The organism is Pseudomonas sp. MF08831 (genome assembly GCF_059862645.1).
On sequence record NZ_JCBCUX010000008.1, the window covers coordinates 37,014 to 58,026 of the forward strand.

The window sequence follows — 21,013 nt, forward strand, 5'->3', positions numbered from 1 at the left end:
CACAGGTTGTTCCTGTACCAGAGGCAATTGCAGAAAATGAAAAGGTTTTGCGGATGAGCGGGGCAATAAACACGCCGCGCCGCTCATCAGAAGGTCGATCAGATCAGATCTTTGGTCAGCGCGAGGGTCGCGAAGTTATCGGCCATGATGGCCATTTCGGTCTGTTGCACATGTTCAGCGCTCAGGATGCCGCCTTTGTAAGGCAGGTCGCGCGTGGCGCAGGCGTCTTCGACCAGGGTGCAGCGAAAGCCCAGGTTCTTGGCGGCGCGCACGGTCGTGCTGACGCTGGAGTGGCTCATGAAACCGCAGACGATGAGGTCCAGGGAACCGAGGTCCTGCAGGTGTTTTTCCAGTCCTGTGCCGTGAAATGCGCTCGGCAGCAGTTTGCCGATGATGGTTTCGTCACCGAGCGGTTCCAGGCCGGGAATGAATTCGCCGCGCTCGCCCTGCGGGTCGAACAGGCCACCGACGGTGCCAAGGTGGCGTACATGCACGATCGGACGCCCGGCATTGCGCGCGGCGGCAACCAACTGCTTGATGTTTTCGACCGCCGCGTCCATGCCCGAGAGGGCGAGTGGACCGCTGAGGTATTCCTTTTGGGCGTCGATGATCACGAGGGTCGCATGGTTCAGGTTGGCTGCTGCGTAACCGCGACCGCTGAGTTGAAACATCGTCTTTGGAACGGACATTCTGGGGCTCCTGTGAGGGGGGCTTTTGCGACATTGTCCACTGGCTGAGCGGTTCTGTGAATCGCTACCATCGTAAGGTACGCCGTTGTTGGCGTGCAGCCATGTCAAGTGGGCGGCTTGTTTAAGCCTGCGATGGCAAATTGGATGAAAACCGACGGATGGCGAAGGGGTTTCGTACATCGTCGGTACAGGCGAAGGCTGTTAGAATCGCCAGTCGTTTTTTCCAGGAGCTTGCCCCCGTGATCACATCCCGCCTGCGCACACTGCGCGACCATATCCGTTGGGCTGTCAGCCGTTTCCATGGGGAAGACCTGTTTTTCGGCCATGGTACCGACAATGCCTGGGACGAAGCCCGGCAATTGGTGCTCGGCGCCTTGCACCTGCCTTGGGAAATTGCCGACAGCTACCTGGACTGCAATCTGGAAGAAGAGGAAATTTCCCACGTGCAGCGCTTGCTGCACCGCCGTATCCATGAGCGCGTACCCACCGCTTACCTGTTGAAGGAAGCCTGGTTCTGCGGGATGTCGTTCATTGTCGACGAGCGTGTGCTGATCCCGCGTTCACCGATTGGCGAACTGATCGAAAACCGCTTCGAACCCTGGCTGGCTCAGCCACCGGCGCGCATCCTCGACCTGTGCACCGGCTCCGGTTGCATTGGCATCGCGTGCGCCTACGAGTTTCAGGACGCCGAAGTGGTGCTGGGCGACCTGTCCTTCGAGGCGCTGGAGGTGGCCAACCAGAACATCGAGCGCCATGGCGTCGACGAGCGCGTCTACACCGTGCAGGGCGACGGCTTCGACGGTTTGCCGGGTCAGCGGTTTGATCTGATCGTGTCCAACCCGCCGTACGTGGATGCCGAAGACTTCGCCGATATGCCCGACGAATACCAGCACGAGCCGGAGTTGGGCCTGGCCTGCGGCGATGATGGCTTGAACCTGGTGCGACGGATGTTGGCTGAGGCTGCGGACCACCTCACCGAGAAAGGCTTGTTGATTGTCGAGGTTGGCAACAGCCAGGTGCACGTTGAGGCGTTGTACCCGGAAGTCGACTTTGCCTGGCTGGAGTTCCAGCGCGGTGGGCACGGTGTGTTCATGTTGACGGCCGAGCAGTGCCGCGCGCATCAAGCGGTATTTGCTGCTCGGGTGTAAACCGACCCAACTGAAACTGACCCTGAATGTGGGAGCGGGCTTGCCCGCGAATGCGGTATGACAGTCAACTTATCAGTGACTGATACACCGCTTTCGCGAGCAAGCCCGCTTCCACATTTTGATTGCGTTCCAACGGGCTAGCGGTGCGTGGCAATCCAGATCAACAACCCTGCCTGAAACACCGTAAACGCCACCAAACAGGTGATGGTAAAGCGCAGCCCGCTGTCCTCACGCTTGAACTTGGTGACCTTTTCCTCTTCCTTGCGCAGTTTCACTTCCTGCTCGGCCAGGTTCTGCTCGGCCTGTTGCAGCATCTGCGCGGCTTCGAGGATTTCCACGAACTGCACCTTCTCGGTGTTCCAGCTGTCCAGCACTGCGCTGACTTTGCACGGCTGCACGTTGCCTTTGAGGTGTTGCACATCGGCATAGGCCACATCAAAACCCTGGATGCGCAGGAAGTGATCGCGACGCAAGCGCGTGGCTTCGTTCAGCGCGTCTTTATTGGCCAGGTCCACGCCGTCGACGCGGTAGTGTGACCACTTCTTTTTCGCCCACGCCGCGCCTTGAGCGACGAGGAAGCGACCGATTCCCCGGTTGGCCGGTTCGATTTCCAGGCTGTTGCCCGGGCCGAAGTGCACGCGGTGCTTATCGTGATCGACCCAGATATCCAAGTGGTTCTGCTCGCGGCGCACCCGCTGGCCCGGCAACTGGATGACCATGCGCAACAGGCTGTGGTGTTTGTCATTGCGTTCGGCATAGCCGAACTGCACGAACCGCAACGGCCGCGCACCGGTGGCACGGTCGGTGGCCAGGGGCGCGAGGCGTAGCATCTTGAAATGTTCGGCCTGCACGTCCGCCCACGGCAGGGCCGCTGCTTCGACGGCCTCGGTTTTTTCAGCCGGGGTGTCGGCAATAGGTTCTGGTGTAGCTTCTGTGGTTGTCATGCGGCGCGATCCTGTCCAAGCCCTGCGGGTCGACAGTCTTTTTACTGTCGACCCTGGGCTTATCGGCCGTTTTTCTCAGGACTGGAGGTAGATAGTCGCTTAACGGGGTTGAAGTCCGTCGATAAAGCGCACGATGCGCTCACCCAGCTCGGCGGCAAGCGGCAGTTTCGGGTCGTTGTAGGAGGCCAGTTGCTCTTTCACGTCCTTGGGCACGATGCGCATGACGTGGTTCATGCCTTCGATCACGGTCAAGTGCGCGTCGGGCTTGGCGTTTTTCAGTTGCCGTGCATCTGCGACGCCGACCTGAATATCGTTGGTGCCCTGGATGATCAGGGCCGGCATGTTCAGCTTGGCGAACGCGGCTGACGGGTCGGCGCGAAACAGGCTGATCAGATAAGGCTGCACGCTGGGTCGGAAAATACCTTCCAGCGGGCCCGGCACATCGGCATCCACTTGGCCGGCCTTGAGGTGGTCGAGGATCTCGTTGCTGCGCAGCAACAGGGCAGGGGGCAGGTGGTCGGCCAACTGCTGGCGGATCACCTGATCCACCGGTCGCGCACTGCCAGACAAAGAAATGACGCCGGCCGGATTCAGTTGCGGTGCGGCGAGCGCGGCAACCAGCGCGCCTTCGCTGTGGCCCAGGACGATCAGCGGACCCATGCGGCTGTCGGCCTTGAGCAGCTTGCCCCAGGCCACGGCATCGGATACGTAGGCGTCCAGGGTCAGGTTGCGTTCATCCGGCGTGGCCGCCAGGCTGGCGGCCACGCCGCGCTTGTCGTAGCGCACGCTGGCAATGTTGTGTCGGGCAAGCACCCAGGCCAGCCGCTTGAGGCTGTCGTTGCGTGCACCGTCGGCGCTGTTGCCGTTACGGTCGGTAGGCCCGGAGCCGGCAATGATCAACACCACCGGCACCGGCTTGTCGGATTGGGGCAGTAAAAGCGAGCCAAACAGCTCGCCGTTGCCGGTGTCCAGGCTGATCGGCCGTTGCAGCACGACAGGGGAGGCGGCGAAGCCCAGGCTGGAAAACAGGGTGAGGGTTAAAAGCAGAACTCGCAGCATCATCGCGCCATCATCAGGAAGGTGCCGGTTGGACCAACGTCTACCGGTAAGGTTTCGAGGATGAACTAGTCGGTTAGCCTGCGTATACTGGCCGCCTTAAGTTATTACGGTTGACTTGATTCAACTGATTTCACGGAGCGCCCTGCATGTCCGGCAATACCTTCGGCAAGCTGTTCACTGTCACCACCGCGGGCGAAAGCCATGGCCCGGCGTTGGTCGCCATTGTCGACGGCTGCCCGCCAGGCCTCGAGCTGTCTGTGGAAGACCTGCAGCGCGACCTCGACCGCCGCAAGCCCGGCACCAGCCGCCACACCACCCAGCGCCAGGAGCCCGATGAAGTCGAAATCCTCTCCGGCGTGTTCGAAGGCCGCACCACCGGTTGCGCCATCGGCCTGCTGATTCGCAATACCGACCAGAAGTCCAAGGACTACTCGGCGATCAAGGACCTGTTCCGCCCGGCACACGCCGACTACACCTACCATCACAAATACGGCGAACGCGACTACCGTGGCGGTGGCCGCAGCTCGGCGCGCGAAACCGCGATGCGTGTGGCCGCCGGTGCCATCGCCAAGAAATACCTGGCCACCCAGGGCATCGTGATCCGCGGCTACATGAGCCAGCTGGGTCCGATCGAGATCCCGTTCAAGACCTGGGACAGCGTCGACGACAACGCTTTCTTCAGCCCCGACCCGGACAAAGTGCCGGAACTGGAAGCCTACATGGACCAGTTGCGCCGCGACCAGGACTCCGTCGGCGCGAAGATTACCGTGGTTGCAGAAGGCGTCAAACCTGGCTTGGGCGAGCCGATCTTCGACCGCCTCGATGCCGAGCTGGCCCATGCGCTGATGAGCATCAACGCGGTGAAGGGCGTGGAAATCGGCGCCGGTTTCGCCTGTGTGTCCCAGCGCGGCACCGAGCACCGCGATGAACTGACCCCGCAGGGTTTCCTCAGCAACAACGCGGGCGGCATCCTGGGCGGTATTTCCTCGGGCCAACCGATCGTTGCGCACCTGGCCCTCAAGGCCACGTCGAGCATCACCACGCCAGGCCGCTCGATTGATGTGCACGGCAATCCGGTGGATGTGATCACCAAGGGCCGTCATGACCCGTGTGTCGGCATCCGTGCCACGCCGATTGCCGAAGCCATGATGGCCATCGTGTTGATGGACCACCTGCTGCGCAACCGCGGGCAAAATGCCGAGGTACGCGTGAATACGCCGGTGCTGGGCCAGCTGTGACAGCCTGTGGCGGGCGGGCGTGCTCAGGCAGGGCCGCGAAGCGGCCCCGTCCATGGTGAGCCCGACCCTCCCGTACTGGCGCCTGTCCAGCTTCTACCTGTTCTACTTCGCCCTGCTCGGGGCGACGGCGCCGTTCCTGGCGCTGTACTTCGATCATCTCGGGTTCTCCAGCGCACGCATTGGTGAGTTGGTGGCTATCCCCATGCTGATGCGCTGCGTGGCGCCCAACCTGTGGGGCTGGCTCGGCGATTACACCGGGCGGCGCCTGGCCATCGTCCGGTTTGGCGCAGTGTGTACGCTGGCCAGCTTTTCACTGATTTTCTTCAGCAAGACCTACGCCTGGCTCGCGCTGGTGATGGCCCTGCATGCGTTCTTCTGGCACGCCGTGTTGCCGCAGTTTGAAGTGATCACCCTGGCCCACCTGCAAAAGCAAACCTCGCGCTACAGCCAGATCCGCCTGTGGGGCTCGATTGGTTTCATCCTCACCGTGGTGATCATGGGCCGCCTGTTCGACTGGCTGAGCCTGGACATTTACCCGGTGGTGGTCGTGGTGATCATGGCCGGCATCATCGGTGCCAGCCTGTGGGTACCGAATGCGCAACCCGCGACCCACGACAATCGCCTGGCCGGTGACGGTTTTCTCAGGCAATTGCGCAGCCCTGGGGTACTGGCGTTTTATGCCTGCGTGGCGCTGATGCAAATGAGCCACGGCCCGTATTACACCTTCCTCACCCTGCACCTCGAACATCTGGGCTACAGCCGTGGCGTGATCGGCATGCTCTGGGCCTTGGGCGTGGTCGCAGAAGTGCTGATGTTTCTGGCCATGAGCCGCATCCTCACGCGCTTTTCGGTGCGACGGGTGCTGCTGGCAAGTTTCCTGTTGGCCGCCGTGCGCTGGTTGCTGCTGGGCTCATTCGCCGAATTTTTCTGGGTGCTGCTGCTGGCGCAGGTGATGCACGCGGCCACCTTTGGCAGTTTTCATGCGGCGGCGATTGCCTTTGTGCAACGCAGCTTCGGCGCCCGCCAGCAAGGCCAGGGCCAGGCGCTGTATGCCGCACTGGCCGGCACTGGCGGCGCATTGGGCGCGCTGTATGCCGGTTATAGCTGGAATCTGTTGGGGCCGACCCTGACCTTCAGCATCGCCAGTGTCGCGGCCCTGGCCGCCGCCCTCATCATTGGCTTTCGATTGCAAGAGCCGAATAAAGGAACCGTGCAATGAGTTATGTCGCTGTTTATCCGCTCGCCACACCCGATACCCCGAACAAGGTGTTGACCCATTTCGACGACATCGTCTCGACCCTGGTTGAGCACGGCGTGGGTTTTGACCGCTGGCAGCCCAGCCCGATTGAAAAAGGCGCCAGTGACGCAGAGATGATCGCCGCGTACCAGTCGCAGATCGATGCCCTCGGCTACGGCTCTGCTCATGTATTGAGCGTAACGGGCGACCATCCGCAGCGCGCCGAGTTGCGCGCTGAAGGCCTCAAGGCGCGTCGCTACAGCGCCGACAACGTGCATTTCTTCATCGCGGGCCAAGGCTTGTTCTGCCTGCTCGTGGGCGAATATGTCTACGCCGTGCGTTGTGAGAAGAATGACGTGCTGGTGGTTCCGGCCGGAATGCCGCATTGGCTCGACGTGGGCGAGAATCCGCACTGTGTGGCGCTACGTTTATTCCATACAGCCGAAGGCTGTGTGCCTCAGTTCACTGACCAGGACAGTGCCGCTGGCTTTCCAGGCTTGGACGATTAAGCGCGAATAGTTAAAGGTTCAATCCCGGCAGGTTGGAAGTTGTTGTGGGAAGGAACTCAATTAAATGTAAGACGTAGCTGTTTATGCGGCGCCTTATGCTTTCAATCCATTCGTTATGTAACTCTCTGCCGACTCAATGTTTATATCACCTGTCAATCGCAGGAATCCGAAAGGTGGTATGGCATCCACTGATACAGGAGAGAGATTGATGAGTGGCCCAGAGCAGCCGTGTCGCGCGCTTGCCGTGCCGAGCGCCGTTGGAAAACGCCTGAGCCTGTGCGGCAAACCCCTGACGCCGACAGAGCTGGAAATCCTGCGCTGGGCCTCGGAAGGCAAGACCGTCTGGGAAATCAGCCAGATTCGCTCCACTTCCCAAGCCACGGTTAAATTCCATCTGCGCAACATCTACCTCAAGCTGCAAGTCACCAACCGCGTGCAGGCGATGAATGCAGCAGCCCGACAGGGGCTTTGTTGAAGGCACAAAAAAAGGCCGCGACGCTCAACGGCGTCGCGGCCTTTTTTGCTCAGATTACTCAGGCCGAATGGTAGGTCGGCAGGGCAAAGCGATTCTGGCTTTGCAGCATCGAGATCTGTGGCAGTTCGCTGGCTTGTTCGGCCAGGTCGCGGCGAATGGCGCTGATGACCCAGGTCAGCTGGTCAGCGGTGTGCAGTTGTTGGTACGAAATCGAACGCTTGACCTGTTTGCCTTCGCTGTTGCGCAGGGTCAACAGGATCCCGCCGTCTGGGCGTGGCTGAGTGGTGACGTCGTATTGGGAGAATACAGAAGCGAATTTATCTTGGATCAGGCTCATGTCTATCAGCTCCGTTGGCTCAAGTTGGCAAGCATGGAGTGATAGGTGCAGTGATTGTGCCAGTATTGGATTGTCTAAAAAATCGTTATAAATCAGGCACTTAAAATTTTTCAGTTTTTTCACTTTCGTGCAATTTGCATGAAAGGCCATCGTGCATCCTGCATTTTGCGCTATCGAGGCCGGGCATTTCGCTCCCTCGTTACAGTTAATGACCGCGTCGGCGCCGCGCAATTCCCTTTTTGATGCTGGGCGGCATGGGATACAAAACTTTTCAAATCCCACATGTACAGCTGAAGAATGGCAGGCGTATTTTCCTGCAAAGCATCCGTCCTCTTCCTACAGGGCCGATGCGGTGTCTGGATCATATGAAGAATAAGAAAAAGGACGTTCCGCCATGAGCCATCCGCACGACGACATGATTACTTGGGGCAAGCTACTGCGTAAGGTGCCGGCGATAGTTCGGGCCCTGCCACGCGTGGTGCGCGGCATGCGCGCCGCGAACGTCACCGATCCCAGCCAGCCCTGCGGCCTGGGGTGGCAATTCGAACAGGCCACCTCTCGTAACCCAGATGGCGCGGCGCTGTTGTATGGCGATAGTGTGCTCAGCTACGCCCAAGCCAACCAGCGTGCCAACCGCATCGCCCATCACCTGCACCAGCAGGGCATCGGCAAGGGGGATGTGGTCGCGTTGTTCATCGAAAACCGCCCCGAACTGCTGTTGAGCGTGCTGGCCGTGGCCAAGCTGGGTGGTATCTGTGCAATGCTCAATACGTCGCAAACCCAGGCGGCGCTGGTGCACAGCCTGAATCTGGTGAGTCCGGTGGCAATCGTGGTGGGCGCAGAGTTGGTAGCGGCCTACACGAGCGTGCGTGAGCACGTGACAATCGCGGCGCACAGGACCTGGTTTGTCGCCGATCAGCAGTCAAGCACGCTGCCTGAAGGCTATACCGACCTGATGGCCGCCAGTGCCGACGGCTCGGTGGACAACCCCGCCAGTACCGGACAAGTGTTCTTCAACGACCCCTGCTTCTATATCTACACCTCCGGCACCACCGGCTTGCCCAAGGCCGGCATCATGAAGCACGGGCGCTGGACCAAAACCGCCGTCAGCTTCGGCAGCATTGCGCTGGACATGGGTCCGGATGACGTCCTCTATTGCACGTTGCCGCTGTACCACGCCACCGGCCTGTGCGTGTGCTGGGGCTCGGCGATTGTCGGGGCTTCGGGCTTTGCCATCCGGCGTAAATTCAGCGCCAGCCAGTTCTGGGACGATGCGCGCAAATTCAACGCAACCACCCTGGGCTATGTCGGCGAGTTGTGCCGCTACCTGCTCGATCAGCCCGCCAGCGCTCAGGATCTCGATAACCGCGTGACCAAGATGGTCGGTAATGGCCTGCGTCCCGGCGTGTGGGCGCAGTTCAAGCAACGTTATGGCGTTGAGCATATCTGCGAACTGTATGCCGCCAGTGACGGCAACATCGGGTTCACCAACGTACTGAATTTCGACAACACCATCGGCTTTTGCCTGCAGCATTGGGCATTGGTGGACTACAACAACGACAGCGGTGAACCGGTGCGCGGCAGCGACGGTTTCATGCGCAAGGTGCAAACAGGCGGGCAGGGGTTGTTACTGGCCAGGATCGATGAAAAGTCACCGTTCGACGGCTACACCGACCCGGAAAAGAACCGCAAAGTGGTGCTGACCGACGTGTTCGAAAAGGGCGACCGCTATTTCAATACCGGCGACTTGTTGCGCAGCATCGGCTTCGGCCATGCGCAATTTGTCGATCGCCTGGGCGATACCTATCGCTGGAAGGGCGAAAACGTGTCGACCACCGAAGTGGAGAACGTGCTGCTGCAACATCCGCAGATTGCCGAAGTGGTGGCCTACGGTGTCGAGATCGAAAACACCAACGGCCGGGCTGGCATGGTCGCCATCACCCCAAGTGAATCCCTGGCCTCGCTGGACATGCGTGAATTGCTGCAATTCGCCCATGGCCAGTTGCCGCATTACGCGGTGCCGTTGTTCCTGCGGATCAAGGTGAAGATGGAAACCACCGGCACCTTCAAGTATCAGAAAGTGCGCCTCAAAGAGGAGGCCTTCGACCCGGGCAAGGCCGGCAATGACCCGGTGTATGCCTGGCTGCCGGGGTCGGATTGCTACGTGCCGGTCACCGGCCACTTGTTGGCGCAGATTCAGGGCGGACATTTCCGCTATTAAAAGCAGCGCTATTGATTCTGCCTATGACCGCTTTCGGCAAAAAAGCCATGACAGTGGGGAACTCCATCGCGACACTGGGCGCCTATAAAGCAACCAGACAAGGAGCCCCACATGTCAGACCAGCCTAAACAAATGACCGAAGACGAAGCCGCTGAATTTGCCGAGCAGGTCTTCGACGTGGCCCGCAAAGGCGATGCCGCCATGCTCGCCGCACTGCTGGCCAAAGGCTTGCCGCCTAACCTGCGCAATCACAATGGCGACACTTTGCTCATGCTCGCGGCCTATCACGGTCACGCCGACGCAGTAAAAGTGCTGCTGGAATTCAAGGCTGACCCGCTGATCGCCAACGACAAGAACCAGCTGCCGATGGCCGGTGCGGCGTTCAAGGGCAACCTGCCCGTGGTCAAGGCGCTGATCGAGGGCGGCGCGCCGGTGGACGGCGCCTCCTCGGACGGCCGCACGGCGTTGATGATGGCCGCGATGTTCAACCGTGTCGAAATGCTCGACTACCTGCTCGGCCAGGGTGCCAACCCCAAAGCCACCGATGCCCAGGGTGCGACCGCACTGGCGGCGGCGCACACCATGGGCGCGGCGGATACGGCGGCGCAGTTGCAAAAACTGGTGTAGGCTACGCGCCCTCAAAAACCAGCTCGCCACAGGACTTTCCCATGCAAACCGCCCTCGTTGAACTCATCAGCAAAATCAGCGCCGGCGTCATGGGCGAGGACGAAGTGGCACGCATCGCCGAGGAAGCGGCCCAGGCCTACGCGGACCCGGCTGCTTTTCTGGCGGCCAACCCGGATATCAACTACGACGACACTTTCCCGATTCCTCTGGGTGAGTGGGTCGTGGTCGGTAGCCTGCCGGACACGGTGCTGTTTCAAGCCGACACCTACGGCGACCTGTTTGCACAGATCGTCGCGTCGTTCGGCCCGGGCGTGGCGTTCACGCTCAAGCCCAAGCAGTTGGCCAAGACTGAAGACCTGACGGCGCTGAACCGCATCCAGATCCAGATGAGCGCGCTGAGCCCGCAAGACGGTGGCTATGTGCTGCTCAACTTCAGTCAGTTGCTGGATGACGAGATTCAGGCGGTGCTGGTCTACGGCAACGACCTGCCGCGCGTGCTGGAACTGTGCGCTGAAGTCGGCATCAAGGCCGAGCCGTCCCTGGAAGCCCTGCGCGTTGCCGTCCACGTCTGAAATAAAACGGAACCCCTGCCAGGGCTGACTATCCTACAAGTGCATGCCCTCACTTAGGAGCGACACCATGGGTTCCACCTTTAATGGCTTGATTGGCCTGATCATCCTGGCGCTGGATATCTGGGCGATCATCAACGTGTTCAAAAGCGGCGCCAGCACCGGTGCCAAAGTGCTGTGGATTTTGCTGATCCTGTTGCTGCCTGTCTTGGGCCTGATCATCTGGGCAATCGCCGGGCCACGCGGTAACGTGCGGATCTGACGACGCCTGGGCCCGCTCTAATCCTGAGTGGGCACGGTAAATGTGGGAGCGGGCTTGCCCGCGATAACGGTTTATCAGCCACAGTTGTGCGGGCTGATACATCGCTGTCGTGGGCAAGCCCGCTCCCACATTCGTTTCCAGGGTATTTAGCGTTTTGTGTGTCGAAAGTATTCGCTGCACGAAATTTTCACATCTTTTCCAAGACAATCCGCCGGCTTTATCACGCTGCCAAGGCTCTATCTCGAGTGCCGTTAAAGGTACAAGCGCGGCGCACGTTCAGTAATTAATGGCGTTGATGCCATTGATCGGGCACCATTTGCGCCACCGCGTTAACCGCCTACCCCAGCCAGCCTGGGCGAGGGACGGACGCCACTGCATTTTTTCGCAACTTAAACTTCCAATGGGTCCTGAAACGACATGGCAAACCCGGACGCCCTGAGTCAGCAGCGAGCTTCAAATCGCCTGCTGCAACCGACCGTCAAATCCCATCTGGCGTACACGCTGCTCTGCGCATTGGTCATGATGGTGATGTTCTCCCTGCTGCGCCTGGCGCTGCTGGTCTACAACCGCGAGATGATCCTCGACACGCCGGCCTCGACGTTCCTGGAAGCGTTCGCCAACGGGCTGCGTTTTGACATACGCCTGGTGATGTACGTGCTGGTCCCGCTGCTGCTGGCCTTGTTCAGCGTACGGGCGATGGCGGCACGCGGGTTCTTCCGTTTGTGGTTGACCGTCGCGTCCAGCATTGCCCTGTTCCTGGGCCTGATGGAAATGGACTTCTACCGCGAATTCCACCAGCGCCTCAACGGCCTGGTCTTCCAGTATGTAAAGGAAGACCCGAAAACCGTGATGAGCATGCTCTGGTACGGTTTCCCGGTTGTGCGTTACCTGCTGGCCTGGGCTGTGGGCACGCTGATCCTGAGCATGGCCTTCAAAGGTGCCGACCGTGCAACGCGCCCCCGCGGCCCGTTCAGCGGCGGCAGCATCGGTACCCGCCAAGTGGCGCCGTGGTACAGCCGCATCGCCGTGTTTGTGGTCTGCCTGTTGATCGCCGTGGTCGCCATCCGCGGCACCTTGCGCCAAGGCCCGCCGCTGCGTTGGGGTGATGTCTACACCACCGAATCGAACTTCGCCAACCAGTTGGGCCTCAACGGCACGCTGTCGCTGATCGCTGCAGCCAAGGCGCGCTTCTCCGAGGAACGCTCTAATATCTGGAAGGCCACCCTGGACCAGCCGCTGGCCACCCAGACCGTGCGTGACATGTTGGTGCTGCCGCAAGAGAAACTGGTGGATACCGACACCGCCGCCGTGCGCCGTGACTATACGCCACCGGCCGAGAAGACCCTGCCGATCAAGAACGTCGTGGTCATCCTGATGGAAAGCTTCGCCGGTCACTCGGTGGGCGCCCTGGGCCGCCCGGGCAATATCACGCCGTACTTCGACAAGTTGTCCAAGGAAGGCTTGCTGTTCGACCGCTTCTTCTCCAACGGCACGCACACCCACCAGGGCATGTTCGCCACCATGGCGTGCTTCCCGAACCTGCCAGGCTTCGAATACCTGATGCAGACCCCGGAAGGCAGCCACAAGCTGTCGGGCCTGCCGCAGTTGCTCAGCGCGCGCAAGTTTGACGACGTGTATGTCTACAACGGCGATTTCGCCTGGGACAACCAGTCGGGCTTCTTCAGCAACCAGGGCATGACCAACTTCATCGGGCGTAATGACTTCGTCAACCCGGTGTTCTCCGACCCGACGTGGGGCGTGTCCGACCAGGACATGTTCAACCGTGGCCTGGAAGAGTTGAAAGCCCGCGAAGGCGGCAAGCCGTTCTACGCACTGCTGCAAACCCTGTCCAACCACACGCCGTACGCGTTGCCGACGCCATTGCCGGTCGAGAAAGTCACCGACCGTGGCAGCCTCAACGAGCATTTGACGGCCATGCGTTACTCCGACTGGGCCTTGGGCCAGTTCTTTGAAAAGGCCCGTAAAGAGCCGTACTTCAAGGAAACCCTGTTCGTGATTGTGGGCGACCATGGTTTTGGCAACGAGCAGCAGATCACCGAAATGGACCTGGGCCGCTTCAACGTGCCGATGCTGATGATTGCGCCGGGCATGCAGGAGAAGTTCGGCGAGCGTGACCACACCGTGGGCACTCAGATCGACATCGTGCCGACCATCATGGGCCGCCTCGGTGGCGACACCCTGCACCAGTGCTGGGGCCGTGACCTGCTGAACCTGCCGGAAGGCGACAAGGGCTTTGGCGTGATCAAGCCGTCGGGTAGCGATCAGACGGTGGCGCTGGTTACCGCAGACCGCATTCTGGTACTGCCCAAGGAGATGCCACCCAAGCTGTGGGAATATGAACTGGGCGCGAACCCGACCGGTAAAGTGATTCCCGAGTCACCGGACGAGGCGGCGCTGAAGCAGAAACTCGAGTCGTTCCTGCAGACGGCCACCAAGAGCCTGTTGGATAACACTGCCGGCGTGATTGACGGCAAGCCGGATTAATTAACCGGGCATAAAAAAAGAGGCCTCAATGAGGCCTCTTTTTTTGTGCGGAATTTATATCCGACCGAGCAGCAACAATACCACCAGCACTACCAGGACAACGCCCAGGATACCCGACGGGCCATAGCCCCAGTTACGCGAGTGCGGGAACACCGGCAGGCCGCCGACCAACAACAGGATCAAGATAATGATCAGAATGAGGCTCATGGTTTTTTTCCTTATAGGGCCTTCTGAAAAGACCGGTTATTAACGACAGGCCCGTGAGTTTAAGTACGGACGCCTTAATAACTCCGACTCTGTCACTTCGAAGAAAATTCCCTGCTTTTTTAAAGCATTTTGCAAAGTTGCTTATTTCTTTTAATGCGTTCGCAATTACGTGCGCTTAGTTGAAAATTATTGAACTTACGCTATACGCCATCCCTCGCACCGGGCCTCAGGTTTTCCCGAGGTATTCATCAATTGGATGGTGCGTGGGTGTCGGAAAAACCTTCGCTACACTGCCGATCACTTCCTACGTGAACCACAAGGCTTATTTCCTATGCAAAATCGCATGATGATCACCGGCGCCGGGTCCGGCCTGGGCCGCGAAATCGCGCTGCGCTGGGCCCGTGAGGGTTGGCAGTTGGCCTTGTCGGATGTCAGCGAGCCGGGCCTGCAGGAAACGCTCAAACTGGTGCGCGAGGCAGGTGGCGATGGGTTTGTGCAGCGCTGCGATGTGCGTGATTACAGCCAGCTCACCGCCTTTGCACAGGCGTGCGAGGTGAAATTGGGCGGTATCGATGTGATCGTCAACAACGCCGGCGTAGCGTCGGGAGGCTTCTTTGCCGAGTTGTCGCTGGAAGATTGGGACTGGCAGATCGCGATTAACCTGATGGGCGTGGTCAAGGGCTGCAAGGCGTTCCTGCCGTTGTTGGAGAAGAGCAGGGGCCGGATCATCAATATTGCCTCGATGGCGGCATTGATGCAGGGGCCGGCCATGAGTAATTACAACGTGGCAAAGGCTGGGGTGGTGGCGTTGTCGGAGAGCTTGCTGGTCGAGCTCAAGCATCAGGAAATTGGCGTGCACGTGGTGTGCCCGTCGTTTTTCCAGACCAACTTGCTGGATTCGTTTCGCGGGCCGACCCCGGCGATGAAGGCGCAGGTGGGCAAGTTGCTGGAGAGTTCGCCCATTTCGGCGGCTGACATTGCCGACTATATCTACCAGCGTGTGGCACAGGGCGAATTCATGATTTTGCCCCACGAGCAGGGGCGCATGGCCTGGGCGTTGAAGCAGAAAAATCCGCAAGTGCTGTATGACGAGATGACCAGCATGGCAGACAAGATGCGGGCCAAGGCTCAGGCGGTTAAGGCTTGAAGTGTTGGGCGTGTACCTAGGCGTTATGCCGGTAGCGGCGCCGCTGGATGGCGCTTCACCCGGCGTCAACCCGGTAACGGATAGGTACCCGGCCAGCCCGATGCAGCTGATGTCTGTCAGGCAAATTACCAGCCCGCGTAGGCCTCGCCTGATTTAGTGGCAAGCCATTGTCGCCCCCCCTCCGAGCGCGCATGGTCAAGGTCCTGTCACTCCAAAAGGACAACCGCCATGCTGGTCTTAAGCCGCGCCGTAGGCGAAATCATTTCCATCGGCGATGACATCGCCTTGCATATCCTCGAGCTGAACGGAACCCAGGTGAAATTCGGCATCCAGGCACCGGTAGGGGTCAATGTGCACCGCGCCGAGGTGTATCAGAAAATCCTCGAGCGCCAAGTCACGCAACCTGAAACCAACCCCTAGAGCTTTCTCAATCGAACAGATGCTTGGGCACATCGTGCTTGAGCATCAACTGGCATTGCTCGCTTTCAGGGTCGAACACAATCAGCGCCTGCCCTTTGGTCAGCGCCTGGCGCACGCGCAGCACGCGGGTCTCCAAGGGCGTTTCATCGCCATTGTCAGTGCCGTCGCGGGTGACGAAGTCTTCGATGAGCCGGGTCAGGGTGTCGACTTCAAGTGCGTCGTAGGGAATCAGCATAAAAGCCTCAGAGGTGGAATCCCGGCGATGCTACTGCGCCGGGACCCGTCTTGCCAGTATCAGGTTGCCAGCCTCAGGACTTCTGTCCTACCAGACTGTCCACCGAGGGCACTCGCGTATCGCTCTCCATCTGCGTTTCGTGCTCGATCTGATGACTGAAGCGGTCCAGCGAACCCTGCGCCGGTTGCGCATCGCTGGCAAAGACCGGCGGGCTGAGGATGTACGCGCTCAGCAGGCGACTCAATGCCGCCAGGCTGTCGATGTGCGTGCGCTCGTAGCCGTGGGTTGCATCGCAACCGAACGCCAGCAGGGCGGTGCGAATGTCGTGCCCGGCGGTGACCGCCGAATGCGCATCGCTGAAGTAATAGCGGAACAGGTCGCGACGCACGGGCAGGTCGTTGTCCGAGGCCAGGCGCAACAAATGCCGGGACAGGTGATAGTCGTACGGCCCGCCGGAATCCTGCATCGCCACACTCACTGCGTGTTCGCTCGAATGCTGACCGGGCGCGACCGGAGCGATGTCGATGCCGACAAACTCACTCACGTCCCAAGGCAATGCCGCGGCGGCGCCGCTGCCGGTCTCTTCGGTGATGGTAAACAGCGGGTGACAGTCGATCAGCAACGGTTCGCCGCTGTCGATGATCGCCTTGAGCGCGGCGAGCAGTGCAGCCACGCCGGCTTTATCGTCCAGATGGCGCGCGCTGATGTGGCCGCTGTCGGTGAACTCGGGCAGCGGGTCAAACGCCACGTAGTCACCAATACTGATGCCCAGCGAATCGCAGTCGGCGCGGGTGGCACAGTAGGCGTCCAGGCGCAGTTCGACATGGTCCCAACTCACCGGCATTTCATCCACGGCGGTGTTGAAGGCATGCCCTGAGGCCATCAGCGGCAGCACACTGCCACGGATCACGCCGTTGTCGGTGAACAGGCTGACGCGACTGCCTTCGGCAAAACGGCTGGACCAGCAACCGACGGGCGCCAGGGTCAGGCGGCCGTTGTCCTTGATCGCACGCACGGCGGCGCCGATGGTGTCCAAGTGGGCCGAGACGGCACGGTCGGGGCTGTTTTTCTGGCCCTTGAGGGTGGCGCGAATCGTGCCGCGCCGGGTCATCTCAAAGGGGATCCCCAGTTCTTCCAGGCGCTCGGCGACGTAGCGCACGATGGTGTCGGTGAAGCCGGTAGGGCTGGGAATGGCGAGCATTTCCAGCAGCACCTTCTGCAGGTAGGTGAGATCCGGTTCTGGGATGGTTCGGCTCATAAAGACTCCTGATGAATGGGGGCGAGCGGATTTGTGTGGCGAGCGGGCCTGTTGTGGCGGACGGCTCGTGGCGGCAGCGGGCCTGTCGTGTGGCGGGCGGGCTTGATGTGGCGAGCGGGCTTGCCCCGCGTTGGGCTGCGAAGCGGCCCCCAAAACCTGCCAACGCGTTATGGCTGAAAGACTGGGGTGCCAGGGTCAGGGCCGCTTCGCGCCCCAACGCGGGGCAAGCCCGCTCGCCACATCAATCCCACTCGCCACGACAAGCCTGATCGCCACAGCAGGCCCGCTCGCCACAACAAGCGGGCTTGCCCTACGAGATCTGCTCGCCACAGGTTATTGGGCGGTCGGCTGACTGTGCGGAAACAGCAAATCCACAAACTTCTCCGCCGTCGGTTGCGGCTCATGGTTGGCCAGCCCGGCCCGTTCGTTGGCTTCGATAAACACATACTCGGGTTGATCGGCGGCAGGCACCATCAGGTCCAGGCCCACCATGGGAATGTCCAGCGCACGCGCCGCACGCACGGCAGCGTCCACCAATGTGGGATGCAAAATCGCCGTGACGTCTTCCAGGCAGCCGCCGGTGTGCAGGTTGGCGGTGCGGCGCACGGCCAGGGTCTGGCCACGCGGCAGGATGCTGCTGTAGTCAAAACCGGCGGCGTGCAGGGTGCGTTGGGTTTCGGCGTCCAGTGGGATCTTGCTTTCACCGTCGGTGGCCGCTTGGCGACGACGGCTTTGGGCTTCGATCAAGGCGCCGATGGAGTGCTGGCCGTCGCCGGTCACCTCGGCCGGGCGCCGAATCGCAGCGGCAACCACTTCAAAACCGATCACCAGAATGCGCAGGTCGAGGCCTTCATGGAAGCTCTCGAGCAACACGCGGCTGTCGAACTGGCGCGCTGTTTCAATGGCTTTCTGCACGTCCTCGATGGTCTGCAGATCCACCGCCACGCCCTGGCCTTGCTCGCCATCCAGCGGCTTGACCACGATGCGCTGATGTTCGTCGAGAAACTCCAGGTTGTCGTCGGCACTGCCCGCCAATTGCTGCGACGGCAGGTTCAAACCAGCGGCTTTGAGCACTTTGTGGGTCAGGCTCTTGTCCTGGCACAAGGTCATGCTGATGGCGCTGGTCAGGTCGCTCAGCGATTCACGGCAACGCACGCGGCGCCCGCCATGGCTGAGGGTGAACAGGCCGGCATCGGCGTCATCCACGTGCACATCGATACCGCGTCGGTGGGCTTCCTCGACAATGATGCGCGCATAGGGATTGAAGCCGGCCTGCGGGCCCGGGCCAAGAAACAGTGGCTGGTTGATGCCGTTTTTGCGTTTGATCGCAAAGGTGGTCAGCGCGCGAAAACCCAGCTTGGCGTAGAGGCTCTTGGCCTGACGGTTATCGTGCAGCACCGACAGGTCGAGATAGCTCAAGCCGCGGCTCATGAAGTGCTCCACCAAGTGGCGCACCAGCACTTCACCCACGCCAGGGCGCGTGCACTGCGGATCAACCGCCAGGCACCAGAGGCTGCAGCCGTTTTCCGGGTCGTGAAAAGCCTTCTGATGGTTCAGGCCCATCACGCTGCCGATCACCGCGCCGCTGTCTTCGTCTTCGGCCAGCCAATACACCGGGCCGCCTTGATGGCGCGGGGTCAGACGTTCAGCGTCGACCGGCAACATGCCGCGCCCCTGGTAGAGCACGTTGACCGCCGCCCAATCAGCTTCGGTCTGCACCCGGCGAATCCGAAAACCGCGAAACACGCGGGTAGCGGGGCGATAGTCGCTGAACCACAGGCGCAGGGTGTCGGAGGGGTCGAGGAACAGCTGCTGCGGGTCGATCCCCAGAATCTGCTGGGGCGCTGCCACGTACAGGGCGATGTCACGCTCGCCAGGCTGTTCCTTGAGCAGTTCCTGGGCCAGGCTTGCCGGGTCCGGGAAGGTATGGCCGATCAACAACCGGCCCCATCCGCAATGCACGGCAATCGGTTCGGCGCCCAACGGGCTGCCATCTTCAGCCAGGCGGGCCTGCAGGCGCTCGTAGGTCGGCGCCTGGCCCTTCAGCAAGCGTTGGCTGTAAGCCGCTGCAAGAGGTTTCATCAATCAGATTCCTTGTTCGCTGAGCCACAGGTTCAGCGCCGCCAGTTGCCACAGCTTTGAACCGCGCAGCGGCGTCAGTTGACCTTGTGGGTCAGTCAGCAGGCGATCCAGCATGGCCGGGTTGAACAGGCCGCGATCCTGGCTTGGGTCCAGCAGCAGTTCACGCACCCAGTTCAAGGTGTCACCCTGCAAGTGCTTGAGGCCCGGCACCGGGAAGTAGCCTTTTTTGCGGTCGATGACTTCACTCGGGATCACGCGGCGCGCGGCTTCTTTCAAGACTTGCTTGCCACCGTCGGGCAATTTGAATTTGCCGGGCACACGGGCTGACAATTCGACAAGGCGGTAGTCCAGAAACGGCGTGCGTGCTTCCAGGCCCCAGGCCATGGTCATGTTGTCGACGCGTTTGACCGGGTCGTCCACCAGCATCACCGTACTGTCCAGGCGCAGGGCCTTGTCCACGGCGGCGTCGGCGCCCGGCATGGCGAAATGCTCGCGCACGAAGTCACCGGCAGCGTCGTTGGCGGTCAGCCATTTGGGGGCGACGGTGGCCGCGTAGTCGTCATAGCTGCGGTCAAAAAAGGCATCGCGGTAGGCGGCATAGGGATCGCTGGCGCCATCCACTTGCGGGTACCAGTGGTAACCGGCGAAGAGCTCATCGGCGCCCTGACCGCTTTGCACCACTTTGCAATGCTTGGCCACTTCCCGCGACAGCAGGTAGAAGGCGATGCAGTCGTGGCTGACCATCGGCTCGCTCATGGCACGAAACGCGGCGGGCAGTTGCTCGATGATCTCGCTTTCGGCGATGCGCAGTTGATGGTGACGGGTGCCGTAGTGCTTGGCGATCAGATCCGAATACTGGAATTCGTCGCCGCGCTCGCCGCCGGCGTCTTCAAAGCCGATGGAGAAGGTCGACAGGTCCTGCACGCCGACTTCACGCAGCAGGCCCACGAGCATGCTCGAATCGACACCGCCGGAGAGCAGCACGCCGACATCCACGGCGGCGCGTTGGCGAATGGCCACGGCTTCGCGGGTGCTGTCGAGCACGCGGTCGGTCCAGTCTTCCAGGGTCAGGTTTTTTTCATCGTCATGGGGACCGTAGGGCAGCGTCCACCAGGTTTTCTGTTCGATCTTGCCGTTGGCGTCAATGCGCATCCAGCTGGCCGGCGGCAGTTTTTCAATGCCTGCCAGCAACGTGCGCGGTGCCGGTACCACAGCGTGGAAGTTCAGGTAGTGATTCAGCGCGACCGGATCAAGCATCGGGTTGATGTCACCGCCCTTGAGCAATGCCGGCAGTGCCGAGGCAAAGCGCAGGCGCTGGCCGGTGCGCGACAGGTACAAAGGCTTAACACCCAGGCGGTCACGGGCGATGAACAGGCGCTGGGCGTCGCGCTCCCAGATGGCAAACGCAAACATGCCATTGAGCTTGGGCAGCAGTGCTTCGCCCCACGCGTGGTAGCCCTTGAGCAGCACTTCGGTGTCGCCACCGGAATAGAAGGCGTAGCCGAGGGCTTCCAGCTCTTCACGCAATTCCGGGAAGTTGTAGATCGCGCCATTGAAGGCCAGGGACAGCCCCAGTTGGGCGTCGACCATCGGTTGGGCCGAGCCGTCCGACAGGTCCATGATTTTCAGGCGTCGATGGCCCAGGGCAATCGGCCCTTGGGCGTGGAAGCCCCACGCGTCAGGACCGCGTGGTGCCAAATGATGGGTGATCCGCTCTACCGCTGCCAAGTCGGCAGGTTGGTGATCAAAACGTAACTCGCCAGCTAATCCGCACATATATTCCTTACCGGTTTTTCCGTTGGGGACAGACAAAAAAGGCACCGCACCAAAAGGGTGGGCACCCA

The 21,013-nt window shown here is 60.8% G+C and carries 21 protein-coding genes; 12 read left to right on the forward strand and 9 right to left on the reverse strand.

Annotated features, from left to right (window positions below):
* Positions 1 to 98: 98 nt before the first annotated feature.
* Positions 99 to 689 carry a cysteine hydrolase family protein gene (locus AC19YS_RS17775; protein WP_106576532.1) on the reverse strand — a complete coding sequence of 197 codons (591 nt, stop codon included), beginning with the start codon at positions 687 to 689 and terminating at the stop codon, positions 99 to 101.
* A gap of 239 nt (positions 690 to 928) precedes the next feature.
* On the opposite strand from AC19YS_RS17775, the gene prmB reads away from it, so the two are divergent.
* Positions 929 to 1,837 carry a 50S ribosomal protein L3 N(5)-glutamine methyltransferase gene (gene prmB, locus AC19YS_RS17780; protein WP_106576533.1) on the forward strand — a complete coding sequence of 303 codons (909 nt, stop codon included), beginning with the start codon at positions 929 to 931 and terminating at the stop codon, positions 1,835 to 1,837.
* A gap of 137 nt (positions 1,838 to 1,974) precedes the next feature.
* Here prmB and AC19YS_RS17785 read toward each other — a convergent pair whose 3' ends face one another.
* Complete coding sequence (locus AC19YS_RS17785) at positions 1,975 to 2,781, reverse strand: hypothetical protein (protein ID WP_200625013.1); 807 nt, start codon at positions 2,779 to 2,781, stop codon at positions 1,975 to 1,977.
* Positions 2,782 to 2,880: 99 nt separating this feature from the next.
* Positions 2,881 to 3,843, reverse strand: coding sequence for an alpha/beta hydrolase (locus tag AC19YS_RS17790; RefSeq protein WP_106576535.1), 963 nt, complete (start codon positions 3,841 to 3,843; stop codon positions 2,881 to 2,883).
* Between the two features lie 143 nt (positions 3,844 to 3,986).
* Here AC19YS_RS17790 and aroC point away from each other — a divergent pair, with 143 nt between their 5' ends.
* From aroC to AC19YS_RS17810, 4 genes are all read left to right on the forward strand, one after another.
* On the forward strand, positions 3,987 to 5,078 hold the full coding sequence (gene aroC, locus AC19YS_RS17795; protein ID WP_106576536.1) for a chorismate synthase: 1,092 nt from the start codon (positions 3,987 to 3,989) through the stop codon (positions 5,076 to 5,078).
* Positions 5,079 to 5,130: 52 nt separating this feature from the next.
* The gene (locus tag AC19YS_RS17800; protein WP_234452690.1) at positions 5,131 to 6,297 is read left to right on the forward strand and encodes an MFS transporter; all 1,167 of its coding nucleotides are present in this window, start codon (positions 5,131 to 5,133) and stop codon (positions 6,295 to 6,297) included.
* Positions 6,294 to 6,824 carry an acireductone dioxygenase gene (locus AC19YS_RS17805; protein WP_200625012.1) on the forward strand — a complete coding sequence of 177 codons (531 nt, stop codon included), beginning with the start codon at positions 6,294 to 6,296 and terminating at the stop codon, positions 6,822 to 6,824. Before AC19YS_RS17800 ends, AC19YS_RS17805 begins: the two co-directional genes overlap by 4 nt.
* A gap of 208 nt (positions 6,825 to 7,032) precedes the next feature.
* Positions 7,033 to 7,299: a response regulator transcription factor gene (locus AC19YS_RS17810; protein WP_200625011.1), complete on the forward strand. Its 267-nt coding sequence runs from the start codon at positions 7,033 to 7,035 to the stop codon at positions 7,297 to 7,299.
* A 58-nt stretch (positions 7,300 to 7,357) separates the two neighbouring features.
* Here the strand turns inward: AC19YS_RS17810 and AC19YS_RS17815 are convergent, their stop codons facing one another.
* Positions 7,358 to 7,636 (reverse strand): DUF3509 domain-containing protein, encoded by a 279-nt coding sequence (locus tag AC19YS_RS17815; protein WP_016970113.1) that lies wholly within the window; start codon positions 7,634 to 7,636, stop codon positions 7,358 to 7,360.
* 394 nt (positions 7,637 to 8,030) lie between these two features.
* On the opposite strand from AC19YS_RS17815, the gene AC19YS_RS17820 reads away from it, so the two are divergent.
* The 5 genes from AC19YS_RS17820 (at position 8,031) to AC19YS_RS17840 (ending at position 13,820) form a co-directional block, all read left to right on the forward strand.
* The gene (locus tag AC19YS_RS17820; protein ID WP_200625010.1) at positions 8,031 to 9,857 is read left to right on the forward strand and encodes a long-chain-acyl-CoA synthetase; all 1,827 of its coding nucleotides are present in this window, start codon (positions 8,031 to 8,033) and stop codon (positions 9,855 to 9,857) included.
* Between the two features lie 111 nt (positions 9,858 to 9,968).
* On the forward strand, positions 9,969 to 10,484 hold the full coding sequence (locus AC19YS_RS17825) for an ankyrin repeat domain-containing protein (RefSeq protein WP_169367304.1): 516 nt from the start codon (positions 9,969 to 9,971) through the stop codon (positions 10,482 to 10,484).
* Positions 10,485 to 10,525: 41 nt separating this feature from the next.
* Positions 10,526 to 11,056, forward strand: a complete 531-nt coding sequence (locus tag AC19YS_RS17830; RefSeq protein ID WP_119742386.1) for a hypothetical protein — start codon at positions 10,526 to 10,528, stop codon at positions 11,054 to 11,056.
* Between the two features lie 67 nt (positions 11,057 to 11,123).
* Positions 11,124 to 11,315, forward strand: a complete 192-nt coding sequence (locus AC19YS_RS17835) for a PLDc N-terminal domain-containing protein (protein WP_003172956.1) — start codon at positions 11,124 to 11,126, stop codon at positions 11,313 to 11,315.
* Between the two features lie 417 nt (positions 11,316 to 11,732).
* On the forward strand, positions 11,733 to 13,820 hold the full coding sequence (locus AC19YS_RS17840; RefSeq protein ID WP_106576543.1) for an LTA synthase family protein: 2,088 nt from the start codon (positions 11,733 to 11,735) through the stop codon (positions 13,818 to 13,820).
* A 54-nt stretch (positions 13,821 to 13,874) separates the two neighbouring features.
* On the opposite strand, the gene AC19YS_RS17845 is transcribed toward AC19YS_RS17840, so the two are convergent.
* Positions 13,875 to 14,027, reverse strand: a complete 153-nt coding sequence (locus AC19YS_RS17845) for a DUF3309 family protein (protein WP_003236711.1) — start codon at positions 14,025 to 14,027, stop codon at positions 13,875 to 13,877.
* Between the two features lie 331 nt (positions 14,028 to 14,358).
* On the opposite strand from AC19YS_RS17845, the gene AC19YS_RS17850 reads away from it, so the two are divergent.
* Both AC19YS_RS17850 and csrA read left to right on the forward strand, forming a co-directional pair.
* On the forward strand, positions 14,359 to 15,174 hold the full coding sequence (locus AC19YS_RS17850) for an SDR family oxidoreductase (RefSeq protein ID WP_106576544.1): 816 nt from the start codon (positions 14,359 to 14,361) through the stop codon (positions 15,172 to 15,174).
* 228 nt (positions 15,175 to 15,402) lie between these two features.
* The gene (gene csrA, locus AC19YS_RS17855) at positions 15,403 to 15,594 is read left to right on the forward strand and encodes a carbon storage regulator CsrA (RefSeq protein ID WP_124418124.1); all 192 of its coding nucleotides are present in this window, start codon (positions 15,403 to 15,405) and stop codon (positions 15,592 to 15,594) included.
* Between the two features lie 7 nt (positions 15,595 to 15,601).
* Here the strand turns inward: csrA and AC19YS_RS17860 are convergent, their stop codons facing one another.
* The 4 genes from AC19YS_RS17860 to AC19YS_RS17875 form a co-directional block, all read right to left on the reverse strand.
* Positions 15,602 to 15,829 (reverse strand): YheU family protein, encoded by a 228-nt coding sequence (locus AC19YS_RS17860; protein WP_064453367.1) that lies wholly within the window; start codon positions 15,827 to 15,829, stop codon positions 15,602 to 15,604.
* A gap of 73 nt (positions 15,830 to 15,902) precedes the next feature.
* On the reverse strand, positions 15,903 to 17,087 hold the full coding sequence (locus tag AC19YS_RS17865; RefSeq protein ID WP_106576546.1) for an osmoprotectant NAGGN system M42 family peptidase: 1,185 nt from the start codon (positions 17,085 to 17,087) through the stop codon (positions 15,903 to 15,905).
* Positions 17,088 to 17,420: 333 nt separating this feature from the next.
* Complete coding sequence (ngg, locus tag AC19YS_RS17870) at positions 17,421 to 19,169, reverse strand: N-acetylglutaminylglutamine synthetase (RefSeq protein ID WP_106576547.1); 1,749 nt, start codon at positions 19,167 to 19,169, stop codon at positions 17,421 to 17,423.
* A gap of 3 nt (positions 19,170 to 19,172) precedes the next feature.
* A complete protein-coding gene (locus AC19YS_RS17875; RefSeq protein ID WP_119742388.1) occupies positions 19,173 to 20,945 on the reverse strand; it encodes an N-acetylglutaminylglutamine amidotransferase in 1,773 nt (590 codons plus the stop codon).
* Positions 20,946 to 21,013 lie beyond the last annotated feature (68 nt).

Bases quoted from the DNA above. Each gene is read 5' to 3' on its own strand.
- csrA (WP_124418124.1), top strand. From the start codon at position 15,403: ATGCTGGTCTTAAGCCGCGCCGTAGGCGAAATCATTTCCATCGGCGAT.
- ngg (WP_106576547.1), bottom strand. From the start codon at position 19,169: ATGAAACCTCTTGCAGCGGCTTACAGCCAACGCTTGCTGAAGGGCCAG.
- AC19YS_RS17830 (WP_119742386.1), top strand. From the start codon at position 10,526: ATGCAAACCGCCCTCGTTGAACTCATCAGCAAAATCAGCGCCGGCGTC.
- AC19YS_RS17840 (WP_106576543.1), top strand. From the start codon at position 11,733: ATGGCAAACCCGGACGCCCTGAGTCAGCAGCGAGCTTCAAATCGCCTG.
- AC19YS_RS17825 (WP_169367304.1), top strand. From the start codon at position 9,969: ATGTCAGACCAGCCTAAACAAATGACCGAAGACGAAGCCGCTGAATTT.
- AC19YS_RS17790 (WP_106576535.1), bottom strand. From the start codon at position 3,843: ATGATGCTGCGAGTTCTGCTTTTAACCCTCACCCTGTTTTCCAGCCTG.
- AC19YS_RS17785 (WP_200625013.1), bottom strand. From the start codon at position 2,781: ATGACAACCACAGAAGCTACACCAGAACCTATTGCCGACACCCCGGCT.
- AC19YS_RS17775 (WP_106576532.1), bottom strand. From the start codon at position 689: ATGTCCGTTCCAAAGACGATGTTTCAACTCAGCGGTCGCGGTTACGCA.
- AC19YS_RS17810 (WP_200625011.1), top strand. From the start codon at position 7,033: ATGAGTGGCCCAGAGCAGCCGTGTCGCGCGCTTGCCGTGCCGAGCGCC.
- AC19YS_RS17820 (WP_200625010.1), top strand. From the start codon at position 8,031: ATGAGCCATCCGCACGACGACATGATTACTTGGGGCAAGCTACTGCGT.
- AC19YS_RS17865 (WP_106576546.1), bottom strand. From the start codon at position 17,087: ATGAGCCGAACCATCCCAGAACCGGATCTCACCTACCTGCAGAAGGTG.
- AC19YS_RS17850 (WP_106576544.1), top strand. From the start codon at position 14,359: ATGCAAAATCGCATGATGATCACCGGCGCCGGGTCCGGCCTGGGCCGC.
- AC19YS_RS17805 (WP_200625012.1), top strand. From the start codon at position 6,294: ATGAGTTATGTCGCTGTTTATCCGCTCGCCACACCCGATACCCCGAAC.
- AC19YS_RS17845 (WP_003236711.1), bottom strand. From the start codon at position 14,027: ATGAGCCTCATTCTGATCATTATCTTGATCCTGTTGTTGGTCGGCGGC.
- AC19YS_RS17835 (WP_003172956.1), top strand. From the start codon at position 11,124: ATGGGTTCCACCTTTAATGGCTTGATTGGCCTGATCATCCTGGCGCTG.
- AC19YS_RS17800 (WP_234452690.1), top strand. From the start codon at position 5,131: ATGGTGAGCCCGACCCTCCCGTACTGGCGCCTGTCCAGCTTCTACCTG.
- AC19YS_RS17815 (WP_016970113.1), bottom strand. From the start codon at position 7,636: ATGAGCCTGATCCAAGATAAATTCGCTTCTGTATTCTCCCAATACGAC.
- aroC (WP_106576536.1), top strand. From the start codon at position 3,987: ATGTCCGGCAATACCTTCGGCAAGCTGTTCACTGTCACCACCGCGGGC.
- AC19YS_RS17860 (WP_064453367.1), bottom strand. From the start codon at position 15,829: ATGCTGATTCCCTACGACGCACTTGAAGTCGACACCCTGACCCGGCTC.
- AC19YS_RS17875 (WP_119742388.1), bottom strand. From the start codon at position 20,945: ATGTGCGGATTAGCTGGCGAGTTACGTTTTGATCACCAACCTGCCGAC.